We start from the raw sequence: 16,665 nt of genomic DNA, 5'->3' as shown, positions 1-16,665 counted from the left end.
GGCGTACGGGCGCGGGCGTGGCGCCGTCCCGGGTTCCGGGCCGGCCCACGCGGGCGTTACCGCTCGGCGGCGGAGGCGGTCTCTCGTACGCCGAGGAGCACGCTGTCGCGGCCGTCCTCCTCGGTGAGCTGGACCTTCACCATCTCCCGCAGCGACGTCGGGAGGTTCTTGCCGACGTAGTCGGCGCGGATGGGCAGTTCGCGGTGGCCGCGGTCGACCAGGACAGCCAGCTGGACGGCGCGCGGGCGGCCGAGGTCGCCGAGGGCGTCGAGCGCGGCGCGGATGGTGCGGCCGGAGAAGAGCACGTCGTCGACCAGCACGACCAGGCGGCCGTCGAGGCCGTCACCGGGGATCTCGGTGCGGCCGAGGGCACGCGCGGGGCGCAGCCGGAGGTCGTCGCGGTACATGGTGATGTCGAGGGAGCCGACCGGGGCGGGCCTGCCGGTGATCTCCTCAAGCTTGGTGCCGAGCCTGCGGGCGAGGTGCACGCCGCGGGTGGGGATGCCCAGAAGCACCACGTCGTCGGCGCCCTTGGCGCGCTCGACGATCTCGTGGGCGATGCGGGTGAGAACCCGCGCGATGTCCGGGGCCTCGAGCACGGGGCGGGCCGGAACGGGGCTCTGCGAGCCGGTTGAGTCCATGGAGAACGGACCTCCTTCTCCGCCTCACGGGACGGACCTTAAAGGACGTCGGAAATGTGCGCTGACAAAGATATCAGGAGGCGCATAGGGGCCGGTCGGCGCCCCCGGAACACCCCATGCGGGTCCACCCGGGGGTGCCGGTGTGGACCATTCGGCTTGACGAACTCAGGTCACGCTGCGTAACCTCACAGTGAGTAACCACCCTTCGTCCGGGGAGCTATATGTCCAGCGAATACGCCAAACAGCTCGGGGCCAAGCTTCGCGCCATCCGCACTCAGCAGGGCCTGTCCCTGCACGGCGTCGAGGAGAAGTCGCAGGGCCGCTGGAAGGCCGTGGTCGTCGGTTCTTACGAGCGCGGCGACCGAGCGGTGACCGTGCAGCGCCTCGCGGAGCTCGCGGACTTCTACGGTGTCCCGGTGCAGGAACTGCTGCCGGGCACGACCCCCGGCGGCGCTGCCGAGCCGCCGCCGAAGCTGGTCCTGGACCTCGAGCGGCTCAGCCACGTGCCGACCGAGAAGGCCGGCCCGCTCCAGCGCTACGCCGCCACCATCCAGAGCCAGCGCGGCGACTACAACGGCAAGGTGCTGTCGATCCGTCAGGACGACCTGCGCACGCTCGCGGTCATCTACGACCAGTCCCCCTCGGTGCTGACCGAGCAGCTGATCAGCTGGGGCGTGCTGGACGCGGATGCGCGCCGGGCCGTGCAGCACGAGGACGTCTGACCGAGCCGGCATCGCCTCTGGTTATCTGGTCTGCCGACCGGCAGAAACGTCACGTCCGAGGGCGGACGCACTTCACCGTGCGCCCGCCCTCGACCGTACCGGGCCGGTCAGCGGGTCGGCCCCGGCTTCCGGTGGAGGGAGCGCCCGCCTCGGGGAGCAGCCGCCCGGCGGCTCGCCCCGCCTCGGGAGCAGCCGCCCGGTGGCCTCAGCGATAGGCCTGCTGGCCCGGTGGCCGAGCGGCATGCCCATCCGTCCGGTGACCGGGCCGGCGGGCCTGTACGGTCCGGTTCCCGGGCGCAGCGACCGTACGGTTCCCGGACCAGGACATGCGGCGGGCCCGGAGCGGAAGATCGTTCATCTTCCGCTCCGGGCCCGCTGAACGGCCGAGGAGAGTGCTGGGCTAGGCGCGGCGGAGGGTCGGCTTGAGCTCCTTCAGACGGCCGAGGAGGCCGTTGACGAACGCCGGCGAGTCATCCGTGGAGAACTCCTTGGCGAGCTGCACGGCCTCGTCTATCACCACCGCGTCCGGGACCTCGTCCTCCCAGATCAGCTCGTACGCGCCGAGCCGCAGGATGTTGCGGTCCACCACCGGCATCCGGTCGAGCGTCCAGCCGACCGAGTAGGTGGCGATCAACTCGTCGATGCGGTCCGCGTGTTCGGCGTATCCCTCGACGAGCTGCATCGTGTACTCGCCCACCGGAGGCTGCCGGTCGTCGGTCCTGGCCAGCCGCATCCAGTCCGCGAGGACGGTCCGCACCGGGGCGGGCCGCTGGTCGGACTCGAAGAGAATCTGGAATGCGCGCTTCCGGGCCTTGTTGCGTGCGGCCACGGTTAGCTGCTCACCCGGCCGAGGTACTCACCGGAGCGGGTGTCGACCTTGATCTTCTCGCCGGTCGTGATGAAGAGCGGGACCTGGATCGAGTGGCCGGTCTCCAGCTTGGCGGGCTTGGTGCCACCGGTGGAGCGGTCGCCCTGGAGACCCGGCTCGGTCTCGGCGACGACCAGCTCGACGGCGGCGGAGAGCTCGACGTAGAGCGGGTTGCCCTCGTACATCGCCACGACCGCGTCGAAGCCCTCCACCAGGAAGTTGACGGCGTCCCCGGCGGTCTTGGGATCGACGTGGATCTGGTCGTACGTGTCCATGTCCATGAACACGAGGTGCTCGCCGTCCTTGTACGAGTACTGCATCCCGCGCTTGTCGACGTTCGCCGTCTCGACCTTGACCCCGGCGTTGAACGTCTTGTCGACGATCTTGCCGGAGAGCACGTTCTTGAGCTTGGTGCGCACGAAGGCCGGGCCCTTGCCGGGCTTGACGTGCTGGAACTCGACGACGGACCACAGCTGGTCGTTGTCGAGCTTGAGCACCATGCCGTTCTTGAGGTCGTTCGTGGTGGCCACGGTTGCGCTTTCTCCTGGGCTGAGGCTGGTCGACCGAGGAGTACGCGCTACAGCGCGAGCAGTTCCTTGGTCGTGATGGTGAGTAGCTCGGGTCCGCCGTCCGCTTCGGGGCGGACGACGAGCGTGTCGTCGATCCGGACACCGCCCCGGCCCGGAAGGTGGACCCCCGGTTCGACGGTGACCGGCACACAAGCGTCCAGTTTACCCATGGCCGTGGGCGAGAGCCGAGGCTCCTCCTCGATTTCCAGCCCCACTCCGTGTCCCGTGGACGGGGCCAGCCCCTCGCCGTGCCCCGCGGAGTCCAGGATCTGCCGCGCGGCGCGGTCCACGTCGCTGTACGCGGCGCCCGGCGCGAGCGCCTCCCGCCCGGCCCGCTGCGCCGCGAAGACCAGGTCGTACAGCTCGACCTGCCAGGCGGCCGGGGAGGTTCCGATGACGAACGTGCGGCCCAGCGCGCAGCGGTAGCCGCGGTAGTTGGCGCCCAGGCAGACGCTGAGGAAGTCGCCCTCCTCGACCCGCCGGTCGGTGGGAAGGTGCCCGGCCGCGCCCGCGTTCGGCCCGGTGGCCACGGAGGTCGCGAAGGCGGGCCCGTCGGCGCCGTGGTCGACCAGCCGGCGCTCCAGCTCCAGCGCGAGATGCCGCTCCGTACGGCCGACCAGTATCGATTCGAGCAACTCGCCGAGGGCCTGGTCGGAGATCTCGGCGGCGATCCGCAGACAGGCGATCTCCTCGTCGTCCTTGATCAGCCGCTGCTGCTCGACGGCGAGGCCGAGGTCGGCGAGGCGGAGCCCCTCGGCGGCTGCGCCGAGGGCGCGGTGTCGGGCGACGGTCAGGTGGTGCTCCTCGACGGCGAGGGTGTCGGCACCGGTACCGGCCGCACGGCCCGCGGCGGCGACGGCCGCGTCGGCGGCCAGATCGGCGAGGACCTCGACGCGCAGTTCCTCGGCGAGCCGCCCCTCGGCGGGATCGCCGTTGGGGGCGGTGGGGCAGACCAGGAGGTCCTCGGCGGGGCCGAGCAGCAGGGCCGCGCCGGGCGGGGCGCCGCCCGCGAGGTATCGGACGTTGGCCGGGCGCGAGACCAGCACGGCCGCCCGCCCTGCCCCCGCACACTGGTCGCGCAGCCGCGAGCGCCTGTCCGCGTACACCTCTGCCATGGCTTCGAGCGTACGAGCGCTCTCCCGGCCCGTCCTGGCGAGCGGGGCCGTACGGGGCGGGCGTACGGCAGGGCTCATGCGCCGGGCAGGGACCCGCGCGGGTATGCGGGAGGCGGGGCTCCGCGCAGGTCATGCGGAAGCCGTCATGCGGAAGCCGGAGACCCCGCGCAGATCATGCGGGAGCCGGAGACCCTGCGCAGGTCATGCGGGAGGCAGGCTCGCGATGGCACGGGCCAGCGCGTCGTCCAGCACGCGGGCCGTGGTCTCCACGTCCAGCTGGGAGTTGTCGATGATCGGCAGGCCCGAGCCGTACCAGCCGGCCATCTTGCCGTGGATCAGCGCCACCTCCTCGTCGGCCAGCCTGCGGTTGCCCGAGCGCGCGGCGTTGCGCTCCAGGACGACCTCCAGGCCCGGCAGCAGCACGACCGGCAGCAGGCCGGGGCCCACGTGCCGCTTCCAGCCGCCGAGGCCGACGACCGGCCGGTCGGGGAAGACGGCGTCGTCGAGGATGCAGGAGATCCCGTTGGCGAGGAAGTTGCGGGCGGCGAAGCCGCAGGTGCGGCGGGCCAGCCGGTACTGCGCCTCGGAGTGCTCGTTCCACCCCGACTGCGGATCGGCGAACCCGGACCTGACCCACTCCCGTACGTCGTCGAGGCTGATGTGCGCGGTCGGCACGCGGCGGGTCCGCGCCCAGTGGCGGGCGACCGTCGTCTTGCCCGCGCCCGCCGGGCCGGAGAAGACGAAGTGCCGCTTCGGCGGCTGGACGGGCAGCCCCTGCCCGGCGCGCAGCCGGGCCATGTGCAGTTGCGCGGACAGGGCCCGCACCTGCCGCTTCACCGGTTCGAGGCCGACCATCCGCTCCAGTTCGGACAGCGCCTGCCGCAGCAGCACGGGGTCGGCGGGGCCGGGCGGCAGCTGCTGCGGGGCGGGCTGCACCGGGATGACGGCCTTCTCCCGTACGGCGTCGGAGTCCACCGGGGCGGTGCCGGGCAGCAGTTCCTCCGCGTCCGCCGTGCTCGCCGGCAGCTCGCGGCCGTCGCCCGCCGCGTCGGCGGTGAGCAGGTCGGGGTCGGCCGTCGCGTCCAGCGCGTCCTGCCCGACGCCCGCCAGCGAGACGGCGGCCAGGTCGCCGGTCTCGTCCAGCCCGTCGCCCTCGGAGATCGCCGCGAGCCGGGCCGCGGTGTCCATGAACGCCGGGTCGACCCGGTGCACCGCCCGGTACAGCGGCAACGCCGCCGCGCTGCGGCCGGTGCCCTCGTGGGCGCGGGCCAGCCAGTAGCGCAGCTCCTTGCGCTGGGGCTGCTCGCTACGGCAGCGCATCAGCGCCGCGGCCAGCAGCGGCTCCGCCTGCCCGTACATCTCCAGCCGGACCCGGGCCATGCCGCCGAACAGGCCCGCCTCGATGCCCAGCAGCGGATCGCCGAGCAGCGGCTCGGTGTGGCGTACGAGCTGCTCCCAGTCCTTGACCAGATACGCGCGGCAGGCGTGCAGGAACCGCACCTGCGGGTCGGTGTCCACCGGCGGGCAGCCGGCCAGTGCCCGGTCCAGCTCCGGCACATGGCGCCCGTCGAGCCAGTGCGAGGCGTGCGCGAGCAGCAGGTCGCGTGGGCTCTCCAGGACGGGCTGGACCCACCAGCCCAGCCAGTACCAGGAGTTGAGGGGGCGCCGGTGGCGGGTGCGCTGCTCGCCGAAGCGGTCCCGGTGGCGGTGCATCCGCAGCAGCGCGGTCGCGGTGTCGACGCGCAGCGCGTGCAGCCCGAGCCAGCCGTCGGCCATGCCGGGGTCGAGCCGGACCGCGGCCTTGAACTCCTCCTCGGCCTGCGCGTACGCCCCCATGGTGTAGGCGTCGACGGCGCGCAGCCAGGCGAGGTCGGCGGGGGCCTCCGAGCCCTGCGAGCCGATGTCCATCACGTCCCCCACAAACCGTTTGCCCGAGGTGTGCCGCCGGGCGTTTGCCGGGCGAGGGCCTTGCTGGGCTGTGCGCTGTGTCCAGGCCTTGTGCCTACCCAGCCGTGGCCTTCGCTATTGCCGAAAGCGGCCGACGAGGCCGTGGCAGGGCGGAACCGCCGTGCTCTGTACGGGAGTTGCCGCGTCTCCCGTCCGCATCGTACCCATGACCTGGCCTGTCGCCGAGGTGTGGCGCGCAGATGATCGGCGGACCGGGGATGGTGACCGAGCGTGAGGAGGCGGCCGCGCCATGCGTCCCGAAATGCGGCTCCTGTAGGGATCCCGTGGGAAGTTGAGGGCAGAACGAAGCCCCCGATCACGGGGGAACAACCGGGGGCTTCGCATCTGCGGGCGGCTCCGTGGAGCCGCACATTGAGAACGTAAGACCTGGACGGCCCCCAGGTCAAGCCGAGTTGGGGGTGGGAACGCGCGTGCTGATCGGGCCCTCTCCGTACTGTATGGGGTGTTCTTACTCAGGGTGAGGGCTGGTTCGCTCACGTGGTCGCCTGGCCCGCCGGGATCACCGCATATCCCGCATTTCGCTGCCGGATGAGGAAGTCGGCATGCGGCCGCGAGGGGTCGGCCGCGAAGTGGCTCTGCTCCGCGCGCATCCAGCCGTCCCAGAACTCCGCTTGCCCGGGGCCGTCGCGACGGCGGCCGCGCTCCCAGGCCGCGCACGGCGGCAGGTCCAGCCACAGCAGGCACGCGAGATGCGGGCGCAGTGCCCGCCGGCCCGCCCCCACGCCCTCGACGAGGACCACGGGCGCCGGTGGGAGCGCGGCGGGTGGGCCGAACGCCCGGCGCACCCAGTCGTACGGGCGGTAGCTCGCGGTACGGCCGAGGGCGAGGGCGTCGAGGACCTGGCTCCTGAACCGGTCGGTCCACTCGAAGAGTTCGTCGTGGGTCGCCAGGTCGTCCAGGTGCAGCACGGGCGCCCCGCCGAGCGCGGCGGCCAGCCGATCGGTGAACGTGCTCTTGCCGGACCCGGCGTGCCCGTCGACGGCGACCAGCCGGACCGGCCCGCAGGAGGGCGGCAGGGCACGCAAGTGACCGGCGAGCCCATCGAGGTCGAGAGCGGCGCCGGTACGGTCGGGCTGGGAAGGCTGGTCCGCGGGCGGGGGCGGCTGGTCCACGCCGTTCACCCTACGGGCGGCCCTCGGGTGTCCGCTCCGGCGTGGCGGGCGGCGGCGCCGCTGGTATTGCCCCATATTCATGCCGCGACTCGTGCGGAATCGCTGGCCGAAGACCACCGGACCGGAGATAGTTGAGCACGCCCACCGCACCAGCCCCACTTCCTGACGCACCATCGTGATGACTGGGGGACCTTCCGACATGACCCGACCCACCCCTCGGCGTACCGTGCTGGCCGCCGCGATCGCGGTCGCGGCGGGCACCGCCGCCGCCTCGTCGGTGCAGGCCGCACCGGCCGCCCCAGCCCCTTCAGGTGCCGCGGGCTCCGCGGCCCCGTCGGCACCCTCCGCGAAGAAGGGGGTCGCCCGCGTGGACTACCACGCCTGGACCACGTACGCCGACTGGCGCTCCGGCAGCGCCCGCGGGACCCGTGTCGAGGGCGGCCCCCGGCCCGGCATCGTCCTCGCCTCCCCGCTGGGCCGCAGGGACTACACCGACCCGCACACCGAGAAGAAGGCCACCTGGGAGTACGCGACCTGGACCGGCCCGGTCCACCGGCTCACCACCCCGGCCACCGAGCTCGTCGCCTCCTGGAGCGCCCGGACCCCGGCGGGTACCTGGATCCAGATCGAGATGATCGGCACGTACTCCGACGGCAAGAAGACTCCCGCGTATGTGCTGGGCCGCTGGGCGTCGGGTGACGAGGACATCAAGCGGACCTCGGTGGATGACCAGAAGGACGGCAGGAGCAGCGTCTGGACGGACACCTTCTCGATCGACGACGCCGCCTCCGGCCTGCGCCTCGCCTCGTACCAGCTGCGGCTCACCCTCTACCGGAAGCCCGGCACCAAGGCGACGCCCACGGTGTGGCGGATCGGCGCGATGGGGTCCGACATCCCCGACCGCTTCGAGGTGGCCGCCTCCGAGCCGGGCGAGGGTGGCGAACCCCGCGAGCTGGAGGTGCCGCGCTACTCGCAGAACATCCACAAGGGCCAGTACCCGGAGTACGACAACGGCGGCGAGGCGTGGTGCAGCCCCACCTCCTCGCAGATGATCATCGAGTACTGGGGGCGCGAGCCCTCCGAGGACGATCTGGACTGGGTCGACCCGGAGTTCGAGGACCCGCAGGTCTGCCACGCGGCCCGCTTCACGTACGACTACCAGTACGAGGGCTGCGGCAACTGGCCCTTCAACGCGGCCTACGCGGCCACCTACCGCGACTTCCAGGGCATCGTCACCCGCCTCGGCTCGCTGAGCGACCTGGAGAGGCTGATCGCCGCCGGAATCCCGGTGATAACGTCCCAGTCCTTCATGGAGTCGGAGCTCACCGGCGCCGGGTACGGCACGGCGGGCCACCTCATGACGGTCATCGGCTTCACCGAGGACGGCGACGTCATCGCCAACGACCCGGCGAGCGACAGCAACGAGGAGGTCCGCCGCGTCTACCAGCGGCGTGAGTGGGAGAATATCTGGTTGCGGACGAAGCGGAAGAACGCCGACGGCAAGGTCGTGGGCGGCACCGGCGGCGTCGCGTACCTCTACTGGCCCGCCCGCCCGGCGGCCGCCCAGCAACGGGCCCTCGCGGAGTTGGGCATCCGCTGAGCCGGCGCGCCCTGGGCCTTGACGCCACACGTCAGGGCCCAGGGCTGCGGTGTTCCCGGTTTCCGGCCGGGTTTCGGAGCAGGACCTCGACGGTGGCCCGATGTCTTTCTGGCCTCCTGGCCCAACAGCCGTGCTGCGTCCGGGATAGCGCGGCGGCCAGTGGGCCACGCTTGACGGCTTCCGCGTGCACGCGGGCTGACGTCCGCGGTCATGTCCCCACGGTTTCCACCGTGCCGTTCAGGCGGGAGCGTTCGGCGGCGAGGACCGCCAGATGACTGGCGAGGGAGTCGCGGGGGCCCGAGGTGATCAGGGTGGGTTCGCCGGAGGCGACGGCCGAGACGAACGCGTCCATGAGTCCGGTGTCGCCGCCGCCGTGCCCGTCCGCCGCGTTCATCTCGCCCAGACCGGAGATGTCGACGGTCTCCTCGGTGTCCGTCAGGAAGTCGAAGATCCGGATGGTCTCCCCGTCACCGGTCAGCTCGCCGCGCGTGCCGAAGACGCGGGTCCGGCGGCTGCCGCCCTCGGTGAACGCGGTCATGGTGAAGTTGGCGGTCGCCCCGCCTGGGAACTCCATGGCCACGACCTGGTGGTCGACCACGTCGTTGTCGCACGCGTACACGCAGCGGCCGTACGGGCCGGTGCGCAGAGCCTGTTCGAGGGCGTCCGGGGTGAAGTCGTCCACGACGACCGCGAGCGGCCAGACGTGCTCGCGGCGCTCCAGCATCCCGCCGTAGAACCGCTTGGCCGAGTAGACGCAGGAGTCCTCGACCGGGCAGTCCAGGCAGCGGTCGGCCGCCCCGGCCGGCCGGTTGGCGGGGGTGAAATGGGACAGCCGCCCGAAACTGGAGACGCGCGACGGCCGCTCCCCGATGACGTACTGCAGCCAGTCCAGGTCGTGGCAGGACTTGGCCATGAGCATTGAGGTGGCCTCGTCGGCGCGGCGCCAGTTGCCGCGCACGTAGGAATGGGCCTGGTGCCAGTAGCCGACCGGCTCCAGGTGCTGGACGCTGACGACCTCGCCGAGCCGCCCGGAGTCGAGGACCCGCTTCAGGGCGCGGGTGTACGGGGTGTAGCGCAGGACGTGGCCCACCGCGAGCATCACTCCCGCCTGCTCGACGGCCTCGACGATCCTCCGGCAGGACTCCTCGTCCAGTGCCATCGGCTTCTCCAGCAGGATGTGGTAGCCGAGGGCGGCGAAGGCCTCGGCGGGCTCCACGTGGTCGCGGTCGAGGGTGCAGATCAGCACCGCGTCGGCGATCCGGCCGCGGGCCGCCAGTTCCCTCCAGTCGGGCACCGCGTTCTCGGGTCCGATGCCGTGTGCCCCCGCGAAGCGGTCCCGGCGCACCTCCCGCGGCTCGGCGACGGCGACGACGGTCGCCCGGTCCGGGTGCTGAAGTGCCCAGCGGGCATGCTGCGTTCCGCGGTCGCCGGCGCCCACGACGATGAGTGAGACGGGTGTCATGGTCGAGAAAGGTAGCGGCTGGCGGGGCATGTGGAAAGCGCTTTCTGGCGGAAACTGCAAGAAGTTCCGACCGGCGCAGGACCGGACCGCTCACCCGGTCGGAGCCGTCCGCATCGCGCGACTCCGACTACGTGTTCGTCGACCGTGCCCGCTACGAGTGCGGCATACCGCGCCTGCCTGGTGCGGCAGGTGACGAAGCTGGGCTTCCGCGGCTATGTGCGGGCCGACATGACCGCCAACCGCACGGGGGCGATGCCGGTGCTCTACCGCCTGGCCTGGCCTGGGCGGGTGACGTTCCGGAGAACGCCGCCGTCCGGGCCGGGCCCGCCGCCACGCAGGGTGAGCCGGGCCAGGGCCACGGCGCCGGGCAGGCCGTCCGCGACGGGCACCGGGCGCAACCCGAGCCCCGCGACCCGCGCCGCGAACCGGGGCAGCAGGGGCCCACCGGGTCCCAGCAGTCCGCCGCTGGTGACCAGCGTCTTGCCCGCGGTGGGCGACAGCGCCTGAACCGTCGTCACCAGCCGCTCCGCCGCCGCGTCCAGGATCCGGGCGGCGACCGCGTCGCCCTTCCCGGCCGCCGCCGTGACCAGCGGGCAGACCCGCGCCAGATCGACCGGCGGCCTCTCCTGTACCGCCCGCACCACCCGGGCCCGCACCTCCTGGCAGACGGCGGGGTCCGCGGGCCGGGTCTCGACCGCCTTGCCCAGGTAGTACGCCGTCACGGCGCCAGTCAGGGACGTCGTCCGGCCGCGCCCGTCGAGCGCGGCCAGGGCCCGGCGCACACCCCGGCGCCCGATCCAGAACCCGCTGCCGCTGTCCCCGAGCAACCAGCCGTCCCCGTCCGCCACTTCGGTCTGGTGCCGCCCGGCGACCCGGGCGGCCACGGCGCCCGTGCCCGCGATGAGGATCAGCCCGTCCGCGGGCGCGCCGGGGGCGGCGGCGAAGGCGACCTCGGTGTCGCTGTGCAGCCGCAGCGGCACATCCGGCGCGAACCCCAGCCGCTCCAGCGCCGCCCGCAGCGCCTTCTCCGCCGCCACCGACCCGGGGTCCGTACGCCGGCCGTCCCCGGCGCCCGCCGGGGGGGTACCCGCGCACCCGGCGACTCCCGCCACCACGGCCCGTACGTACGCCCGTTGGCTCGGGGGGACTGCTGCCGCGAGGGCCTGGGCCAGGTGGTCGGCCAGCCGGTCGGCGGGCACGGACAGCGCGTTGCCCGCGCCCGCGCCGCCGGTGCCGAGGACCGTGTCCGGACCGGCGTCGTCCGGGCCGGAGGCGGCGGCCAGCGCCGCCCGGGTCCGCGTCCCCCCGGCGTCGATGGCGACGACCAGTTCAGCTTCGGCCACGGCCCGACTCCGGCTGCTTGTACGGCTGGACGGCCTCGGACGTGGCGGCCATCGCCACCGTGGTCTTCTCGTAGGTCCGCTGCGCCACCGCGACGTACAGCAGGTCGAGGACGGCCATCTGGGCGTGCCGGGCGAGGACCGTCTCATGGCTCAGTCCGTCGGCCCGTACGTCCGTGGCCAGGACGAGGTCGGCGCGCGCGGCCAGCGGCGAGTCGGCGGCGTTGGTGACGGCCACCGTGGTGGCGCCCCGGCTGACGGCCTCGGTCAGCAGGTCCACGACCTCGCGGGTGCGGCCGCTGTGCGAGACGGCGACGACGACGTCGCCGGGGCCGAGCAGCGCCGCCCCGGTGAGCGCCATATGGGCGTCGGTCCAGGCCCAGGCGGGCACGCCGATCCGGTAGACGCGCTGCTGGAACTCCGAGGCCATGCCCGCGCTGCCGCCCACGCCGTAGACCTCGGCGCGGCGGGCGGCGGCCAGGGCCGCGGCGGTCCGGTCGACGGCGGCCAGGTCGAGGGACGCGAAGGTCCGCTCGATGCCGTGGCGGACGGCCGCGGAGAGGTGCGCGGCCACCTGCTGGATGTCGTCCTTCTCCGAGATGTCCGCGCCCATGTTGGCCCGCCAGGTCGCGATCCCGGTGCCGCCCGCGCCGCCCCGGTCGGCCGCCAGTGCGAGCCGGAGCGCGGCGTACCCGCTCAGCCCGAGCGTCCGGCAGAAGCGCGTGATGCTGCCCGTCGAGACCCCGCACGCGTCGGCCAGGTCCAGGATCGTCATCCGCGCGACGGCGGCCGGATCGTCCAACACCAGCTCAGCGAGGGCGCGTTGGGCCTCTGGTAGGCCGGTCAGCAGCTCCCGTACGCGGGCGACGATCCCGTCGTCCGCGTACGCGTCGGGACCCGCGTCGGGGGCGGCAGGGCTCATGGGCGACCTCTCAGGAGCGGTGAAGAATTATTCTCTACGGCCACTCTGCCTGATCTGTCAATGGCCTGCCCAGACCCTTGACTTGGGTCCCGAGCACCCCGCAGAGTCTCCTCGGCAACGAACAATTTTTCCTCATGGAGGCCCGGCGCGCATGCCTGACAGCGAAGAATTCGTCTCCGCGGCGAGGACCGTCATCGACCGCGTCGTGGCAACCCAGAGCAAGGGCGTCTCGGCGGCCGCGCGGATCCTCGCGGACTCGCTGCTGGCCGACGGCGTCGTCCAGGCCTTCGGCACCGGGCACTCGGAGTCCCTGGCCACCGAGATCGCGGGCCGCGCCGGCGGTCTGGTACCCACGAACAAGATCGCCGTACGGGATCTCGTCCTCTACGGGGACGCGCCCGGCGAACTGCTCACCGACCCCAAGCTGGAGCGCGACCCCTCCATCGCCCACCGGCTCTACGAACTCACCGCGCCCCGCCCGTCCGACGCCTTCGTCATCGCGTCCAACTCCGGCATCAACGGCTGCATCGTGGAGATGGCCCAGCTGGTCAAGGAGCGCGGGCACGCCCTGATCGCGGTGACCTCGCTGGAGCACACCGCGGGCGTCACCCCGCGCCACCCCTCGGGCAAGCGGCTCACCGACTTCGCCGATGTCGTCCTCGACAACGGCGCCCCGTACGGCGACTCGCTGCTGCCGCTGCCCTCGGGCGGCTCGGTGTGCGCGATCTCCTCGATCACGGGCGCGCTGCTGGCCCAGATGGTGTGCGCCGAAGTCGTTCAGCTGATCGCCGACGCGGGCCAGGTGCCGCCGGTCTACCTGTCGGCCAATGTTCCCGGCGGTGATGAGCACAACAAGGAGCTGGAGGACCGCTACGCCGGACGCATCCGGCGCAGTGCCTGACTCCGGTGTCCGTGTGGACGCCTGACTTCAATGCCCGTGTGTACTGCGGGTGATGTGGCTGTCGCCTGCGGACGCGGCGTCAGTACGCCAGGCCCAGCAGCGTTCCCACCGCCGACGCCGCGACCGTCGCGGAGACCAGCTGCCCGCGTGAGAGCTCCCCGGCCCGGCGTCTGCCGGAGGCCAGCCTGAGGCAGACGAAGGCGACTCGTAGCAGCCCTCCGGCCACCGCCGCCAGCACGACGGGCGCCACATCGGCCGGCAGCGGGTGGACGACGGCCAGCGCGACGCCCAGCACAGGGCTCGCGCACGCGAGGACCAGCCACGGCGCCAGCCGCTGCCGGGAGATGCCCAGAAGCGCGGCGAGCGCCAGGCCTTCGCTGGCGCAGTGCACCATCAGCGCCAGCGTCACCAGCCCGAGGGCGACCGGCACCGGGGCGGTGGCGATCAGGGAGGGCGCCGTGCCGTCCACCGCCCGGTGCAGCGTCAGGGGCACCGCCGCGCCCATCCCGGCGAACACGGCGGCGCCGAGCATCCGCTCGACCCGGCGGTGGCGGCCGGGGGAGTGGAGCCCGCCCCGGCCGCGCTCCCCGCCGCCGGCGACCGCCCGGTACGCCCCGCGGGTGAACAGGCCGACCACCAGGAAACCCGCCGCCGCGGTGAGCGGAACGGCCCACGGGAAAACTCCGAGCGCCGCCGCGGAGCGCCATGCGTCCGGGAGAATTCCGGACAGCGCGGAAACCGACATCAGTGTCGACGCGATGGCCAGCCACACGCCGACGCGTTCGGAATTCCGCCGGGCGATCCAGGCCCCTGTGAGCGTTGCCGCGGAAAGCAGTGCGACCGCGATCCAGAGGGAATAGGGAAGCGCCAGGACGGCCATAAGCGCCATGTTTTGCCTACCCGTTGGCATTTCGAGCCGAAGTGACGGCAGGTTGATGGGGCATTTTCTCGGTCGTTGTCTGGCCGTTGTCCTGGCCATTGTCTTGGCCGTCGGTTCAGCCGTCGTTTCGGCGTCGTTTCAGTCGTCGTCCGAGAGCAGCTGGTCGAGCGGCGTCAACGGCTCCACGGCGGAGCCCTGGTACGGGACGCGGCCCATCGTGACGGTGTCGGCGGACCCCGGATCGGCCGTCTGCCGGGACGCGTAGCGAACGGGTGCGGGCGCCGCTGACGTACGCGGCACCGGTGACTCGGCGTCCCAGGCGTCGAGTTGGCGGAGCCGGCTCTCCAGGTCGCGGCGCTCGTCCTCCAGCCGGGCCTTCATGTCGTTGCGGTAGTCGCCGGCGAAGGAGTACAGGCTGGTCACGCGGCGTTCGATGTCCGAGACGCGGCTGCGGGCGTCCCGCTCCATCGCCTCGGCGCGCTCCTTGGCCTTGCCGACGATGCGCTCGGCGCGCGCGTGTGCCTGGGCGATCGTCTCGTCGGCGCTCTCCTGGGCGGAGGCGACCAGGCGTTCCGTGGAGCCGCCCCGGGCGGCGATGGCGAGATGGGACTGGAGATCGGCCAGTTCGCGGAAGACGGCCGACAGCACCCCCTCCACCTCGGCCAGGAAATTGTCCACCTCGACCAGGTCGTAGCCCTCGCGCAGGCGGACCGTGGTGAACACCTTGTTCCGTACGTCCTCCGGGGTCAGCCACACTCTCTCCCGGCCCCAGGAACTCGCCACGGGATGGGAATCGCACACGGCAATCCTCACCCAACCCTTCTGCTCTCGAATTTCGGCCCCACCGCTTTCCTGCGCCGTATGGCTGCCCACCCCCCTCCCGCCGGAAACGCGACAACTCCCGACATAGCCGCCACCGTCAACTCCCCAATAAGGGGGATAAAATGACTGAACCCGGTTTACGAACATGGACAGTGCCTCCAACGCCCCTTACGTTGAACGCCCGTTGAGGCCTACACGCAAGGAGCACCCATGAAGGACGCCCTGCCGCTGACCGGGGGCTGGACGTTGCGGCTGCCCGACTCACCGCTCGGCGGGGGCCGCGTCCCCGCCCAGGTGCCGGGCTGCGTCCACACCGACCTGCTCGCCGCGGGCCTGATCCCCGACCCCTTCCTCGACGACAACGAAGTCGGGCTGTCCTGGATCGGCCGCACCGACTGGCGCTACGACACCGAACTCGCGCCGCGCACCACCGGTCATGAGCGCACCGACCTGGTCTTCGACGGGCTCGACACCGTCGCCGAGATCCGCGTCGGCTCCACGGTCGTCGGCACCACACGCAACATGCACCGCGGCTACCGCTTCGACGTCACCGGCCTGCTCGCCGCCGACGCCCCCACCCCGCTCTCCGTGCTGTTCACCTCCGCCTACGCCGAGGCCGACGCCGTGCGCGAGAAGCTGGGCGACCGACCCAACTCCTACCCGGAGCCCTTCCACCTGCTCCGCAAGATGGCCTGCAACTTCGGCTGGGACTGGGGGCCGACCCTGGTCACCGCGGGCATCTGGCGCCAGGCCAGGGTCGAGCACTGGTCCACGGCCCGGCTCGCCCGCGTGACGCCGCAGGTCACCGTCGAGGACGGCACCGGGCGCGTACGGCTCGACCTCGACCTGGAGCGCACCCCCGGCGGCGAGGGCCGCCGGCTGACGGTCCTCGCCCGCGTCGGCGCAGCCCGGGCCGATGGGGCCCGCGCGGAGGGCACGGCCGACGGGGCCCGTACCGAGATCACGACCACCGAGGCCCGCGCCGAGACCACGGCCGACGGGGCCGCGGCCTCCCTGACTGTCGAGGTGCCGGACCCCGAGCTGTGGTGGCCCCGCGGCTACGGACAACAGCCGCTGTACGACTGCGAGATCATCCTCCTCGACGGGGACCGCGAGCTGGACCGCTGGACCCGCCGCGTCGGCTTCCGCACCGTCGCCCTCGACACCGGAGCCGATGAGCACGGCTCGGCCTTCACCCTCGTCGTCAACGGCGAGCCGGTCTTCGCCCGAGGCGTCAACTGGATCCCCGACGACGCCCTCGTCACCCGCGTCACCGCCGAGCGCTACCGCACCCGCCTCCGGCAGGCCGCCGACGCGGGAGTCGACCTCGTACGCGTCTGGGGCGGCGGGATCTACGAGAGCGAGGACTTCTACGACGCCTGCGACGAACTCGGCCTGCTGGTCTGGCAGGACTTCCTCTTCGCCTGCGCCGCCTACCCCGAGGAGCAGCCGCTGCGCGGCGAGATCGAGGCCGAGGCCCGCGAGAACGTCACCCGCCTGGCCCCGCACCCCAGCCTCGTGCTGTGGAACGGCAACAACGAGAACCTGTGGGCCTTCCGCGACTGGGGCTGGGAGGGCGAACTGGCCGGGGACAGCTGGGGCGAGGGCTACTACCTCGTCCTGCTTCCGCGCGTCGTCGCCGAGACCGACCCCACCCTCCCCTACTGGGCGGTCAGCCCCTGGTCCGGCTCCTGGGACCACCACCCCAACGACCCCGACCACGGCACCGCCCACTCCTGTGAC

15 protein-coding genes are annotated in these 16,665 nt (G+C 72.5%); 4 read left to right on the top strand and 11 right to left on the bottom strand.

Annotation, left to right across the window (positions count from 1 at the left end):
- Positions 1 to 56 precede the first annotated feature (56 nt).
- Complete coding sequence (gene pyrR, locus AOK16_RS00565) at positions 57 to 641, bottom strand: bifunctional pyr operon transcriptional regulator/uracil phosphoribosyltransferase PyrR (protein WP_055470200.1); 585 nt, start codon at positions 639 to 641, stop codon at positions 57 to 59.
- 221 nt (positions 642 to 862) lie between these two features.
- Between pyrR and bldD the strand changes: the two genes are divergently transcribed.
- Positions 863 to 1,363: a transcriptional regulator BldD gene (gene bldD / locus AOK16_RS00560; protein ID WP_055470199.1), complete on the top strand. Its 501-nt coding sequence runs from the start codon at positions 863 to 865 to the stop codon at positions 1,361 to 1,363.
- Between the two features lie 400 nt (positions 1,364 to 1,763).
- Here the strand turns inward: bldD and nusB are convergent, their stop codons facing one another.
- From nusB to AOK16_RS00535, 5 genes are all read right to left on the bottom strand, one after another.
- Complete coding sequence (gene nusB / locus AOK16_RS00555) at positions 1,764 to 2,192, bottom strand: transcription antitermination factor NusB (protein ID WP_055470198.1); 429 nt, start codon at positions 2,190 to 2,192, stop codon at positions 1,764 to 1,766.
- Positions 2,193 to 2,194: 2 nt separating this feature from the next.
- On the bottom strand, positions 2,195 to 2,761 hold the full coding sequence (efp, locus tag AOK16_RS00550; RefSeq protein WP_055470197.1) for an elongation factor P: 567 nt from the start codon (positions 2,759 to 2,761) through the stop codon (positions 2,195 to 2,197).
- Positions 2,762 to 2,808: 47 nt separating this feature from the next.
- Positions 2,809 to 3,915: an aminopeptidase P family protein gene (locus tag AOK16_RS00545; RefSeq protein WP_055470196.1), complete on the bottom strand. Its 1,107-nt coding sequence runs from the start codon at positions 3,913 to 3,915 to the stop codon at positions 2,809 to 2,811.
- 201 nt (positions 3,916 to 4,116) lie between these two features.
- Positions 4,117 to 5,823, bottom strand: a complete 1,707-nt coding sequence (locus AOK16_RS00540) for an AAA family ATPase (RefSeq protein WP_079100906.1) — start codon at positions 5,821 to 5,823, stop codon at positions 4,117 to 4,119.
- 533 nt (positions 5,824 to 6,356) lie between these two features.
- Positions 6,357 to 6,995, bottom strand: coding sequence for a uridine kinase family protein (locus AOK16_RS00535; RefSeq protein WP_398718296.1), 639 nt, complete (start codon positions 6,993 to 6,995; stop codon positions 6,357 to 6,359).
- Between the two features lie 199 nt (positions 6,996 to 7,194).
- Between AOK16_RS00535 and AOK16_RS00530 the strand changes: the two genes are divergently transcribed.
- Complete coding sequence (locus AOK16_RS00530; RefSeq protein WP_055470195.1) at positions 7,195 to 8,595, top strand: peptidase C39 family protein; 1,401 nt, start codon at positions 7,195 to 7,197, stop codon at positions 8,593 to 8,595.
- Positions 8,596 to 8,803: 208 nt separating this feature from the next.
- Here AOK16_RS00530 and AOK16_RS00525 read toward each other — a convergent pair whose 3' ends face one another.
- The 3 genes from AOK16_RS00525 to AOK16_RS00515 form a co-directional block, all read right to left on the bottom strand.
- Positions 8,804 to 10,057 (bottom strand): Gfo/Idh/MocA family protein, encoded by a 1,254-nt coding sequence (locus AOK16_RS00525; protein ID WP_055470201.1) that lies wholly within the window; start codon positions 10,055 to 10,057, stop codon positions 8,804 to 8,806.
- Positions 10,058 to 10,320: 263 nt separating this feature from the next.
- On the bottom strand, positions 10,321 to 11,400 hold the full coding sequence (locus AOK16_RS00520; RefSeq protein WP_169790843.1) for an N-acetylglucosamine kinase: 1,080 nt from the start codon (positions 11,398 to 11,400) through the stop codon (positions 10,321 to 10,323).
- Positions 11,387 to 12,319 (bottom strand): MurR/RpiR family transcriptional regulator, encoded by a 933-nt coding sequence (locus AOK16_RS00515; RefSeq protein ID WP_055470194.1) that lies wholly within the window; start codon positions 12,317 to 12,319, stop codon positions 11,387 to 11,389. The genes AOK16_RS00520 and AOK16_RS00515 overlap by 14 nt, the downstream gene beginning before the upstream one ends.
- A gap of 151 nt (positions 12,320 to 12,470) precedes the next feature.
- Here AOK16_RS00515 and AOK16_RS00510 point away from each other — a divergent pair, with 151 nt between their 5' ends.
- A complete protein-coding gene (locus AOK16_RS00510) occupies positions 12,471 to 13,220 on the top strand; it encodes a sugar isomerase domain-containing protein (RefSeq protein ID WP_055470193.1) in 750 nt (249 codons plus the stop codon).
- 79 nt (positions 13,221 to 13,299) lie between these two features.
- Here the strand turns inward: AOK16_RS00510 and AOK16_RS00505 are convergent, their stop codons facing one another.
- On the bottom strand, positions 13,300 to 14,100 hold the full coding sequence (locus AOK16_RS00505) for a hypothetical protein (RefSeq protein WP_055470192.1): 801 nt from the start codon (positions 14,098 to 14,100) through the stop codon (positions 13,300 to 13,302).
- A 138-nt stretch (positions 14,101 to 14,238) separates the two neighbouring features.
- Entirely contained in the window at positions 14,239 to 14,856 is a 618-nt protein-coding gene (locus AOK16_RS00500) for a DivIVA domain-containing protein (RefSeq protein WP_055470191.1), read from the bottom strand.
- A 276-nt stretch (positions 14,857 to 15,132) separates the two neighbouring features.
- Here AOK16_RS00500 and AOK16_RS00495 point away from each other — a divergent pair.
- A partial coding sequence (locus AOK16_RS00495) for a glycoside hydrolase family 2 protein (protein ID WP_420865366.1) occupies positions 15,133 to 16,665 on the top strand: 1,533 nt, incomplete at its 3' end.

The organism is Streptomyces pathocidini (assembly GCF_001418495.1).
Taxonomy (GTDB): Bacteria; Actinomycetota; Actinomycetes; order Streptomycetales; family Streptomycetaceae; genus Streptomyces; species Streptomyces pathocidini.
The sequence above is the reverse complement of the archived record's forward strand: the minus strand, read 5'-3'. Positions and strand labels throughout refer to the sequence as shown.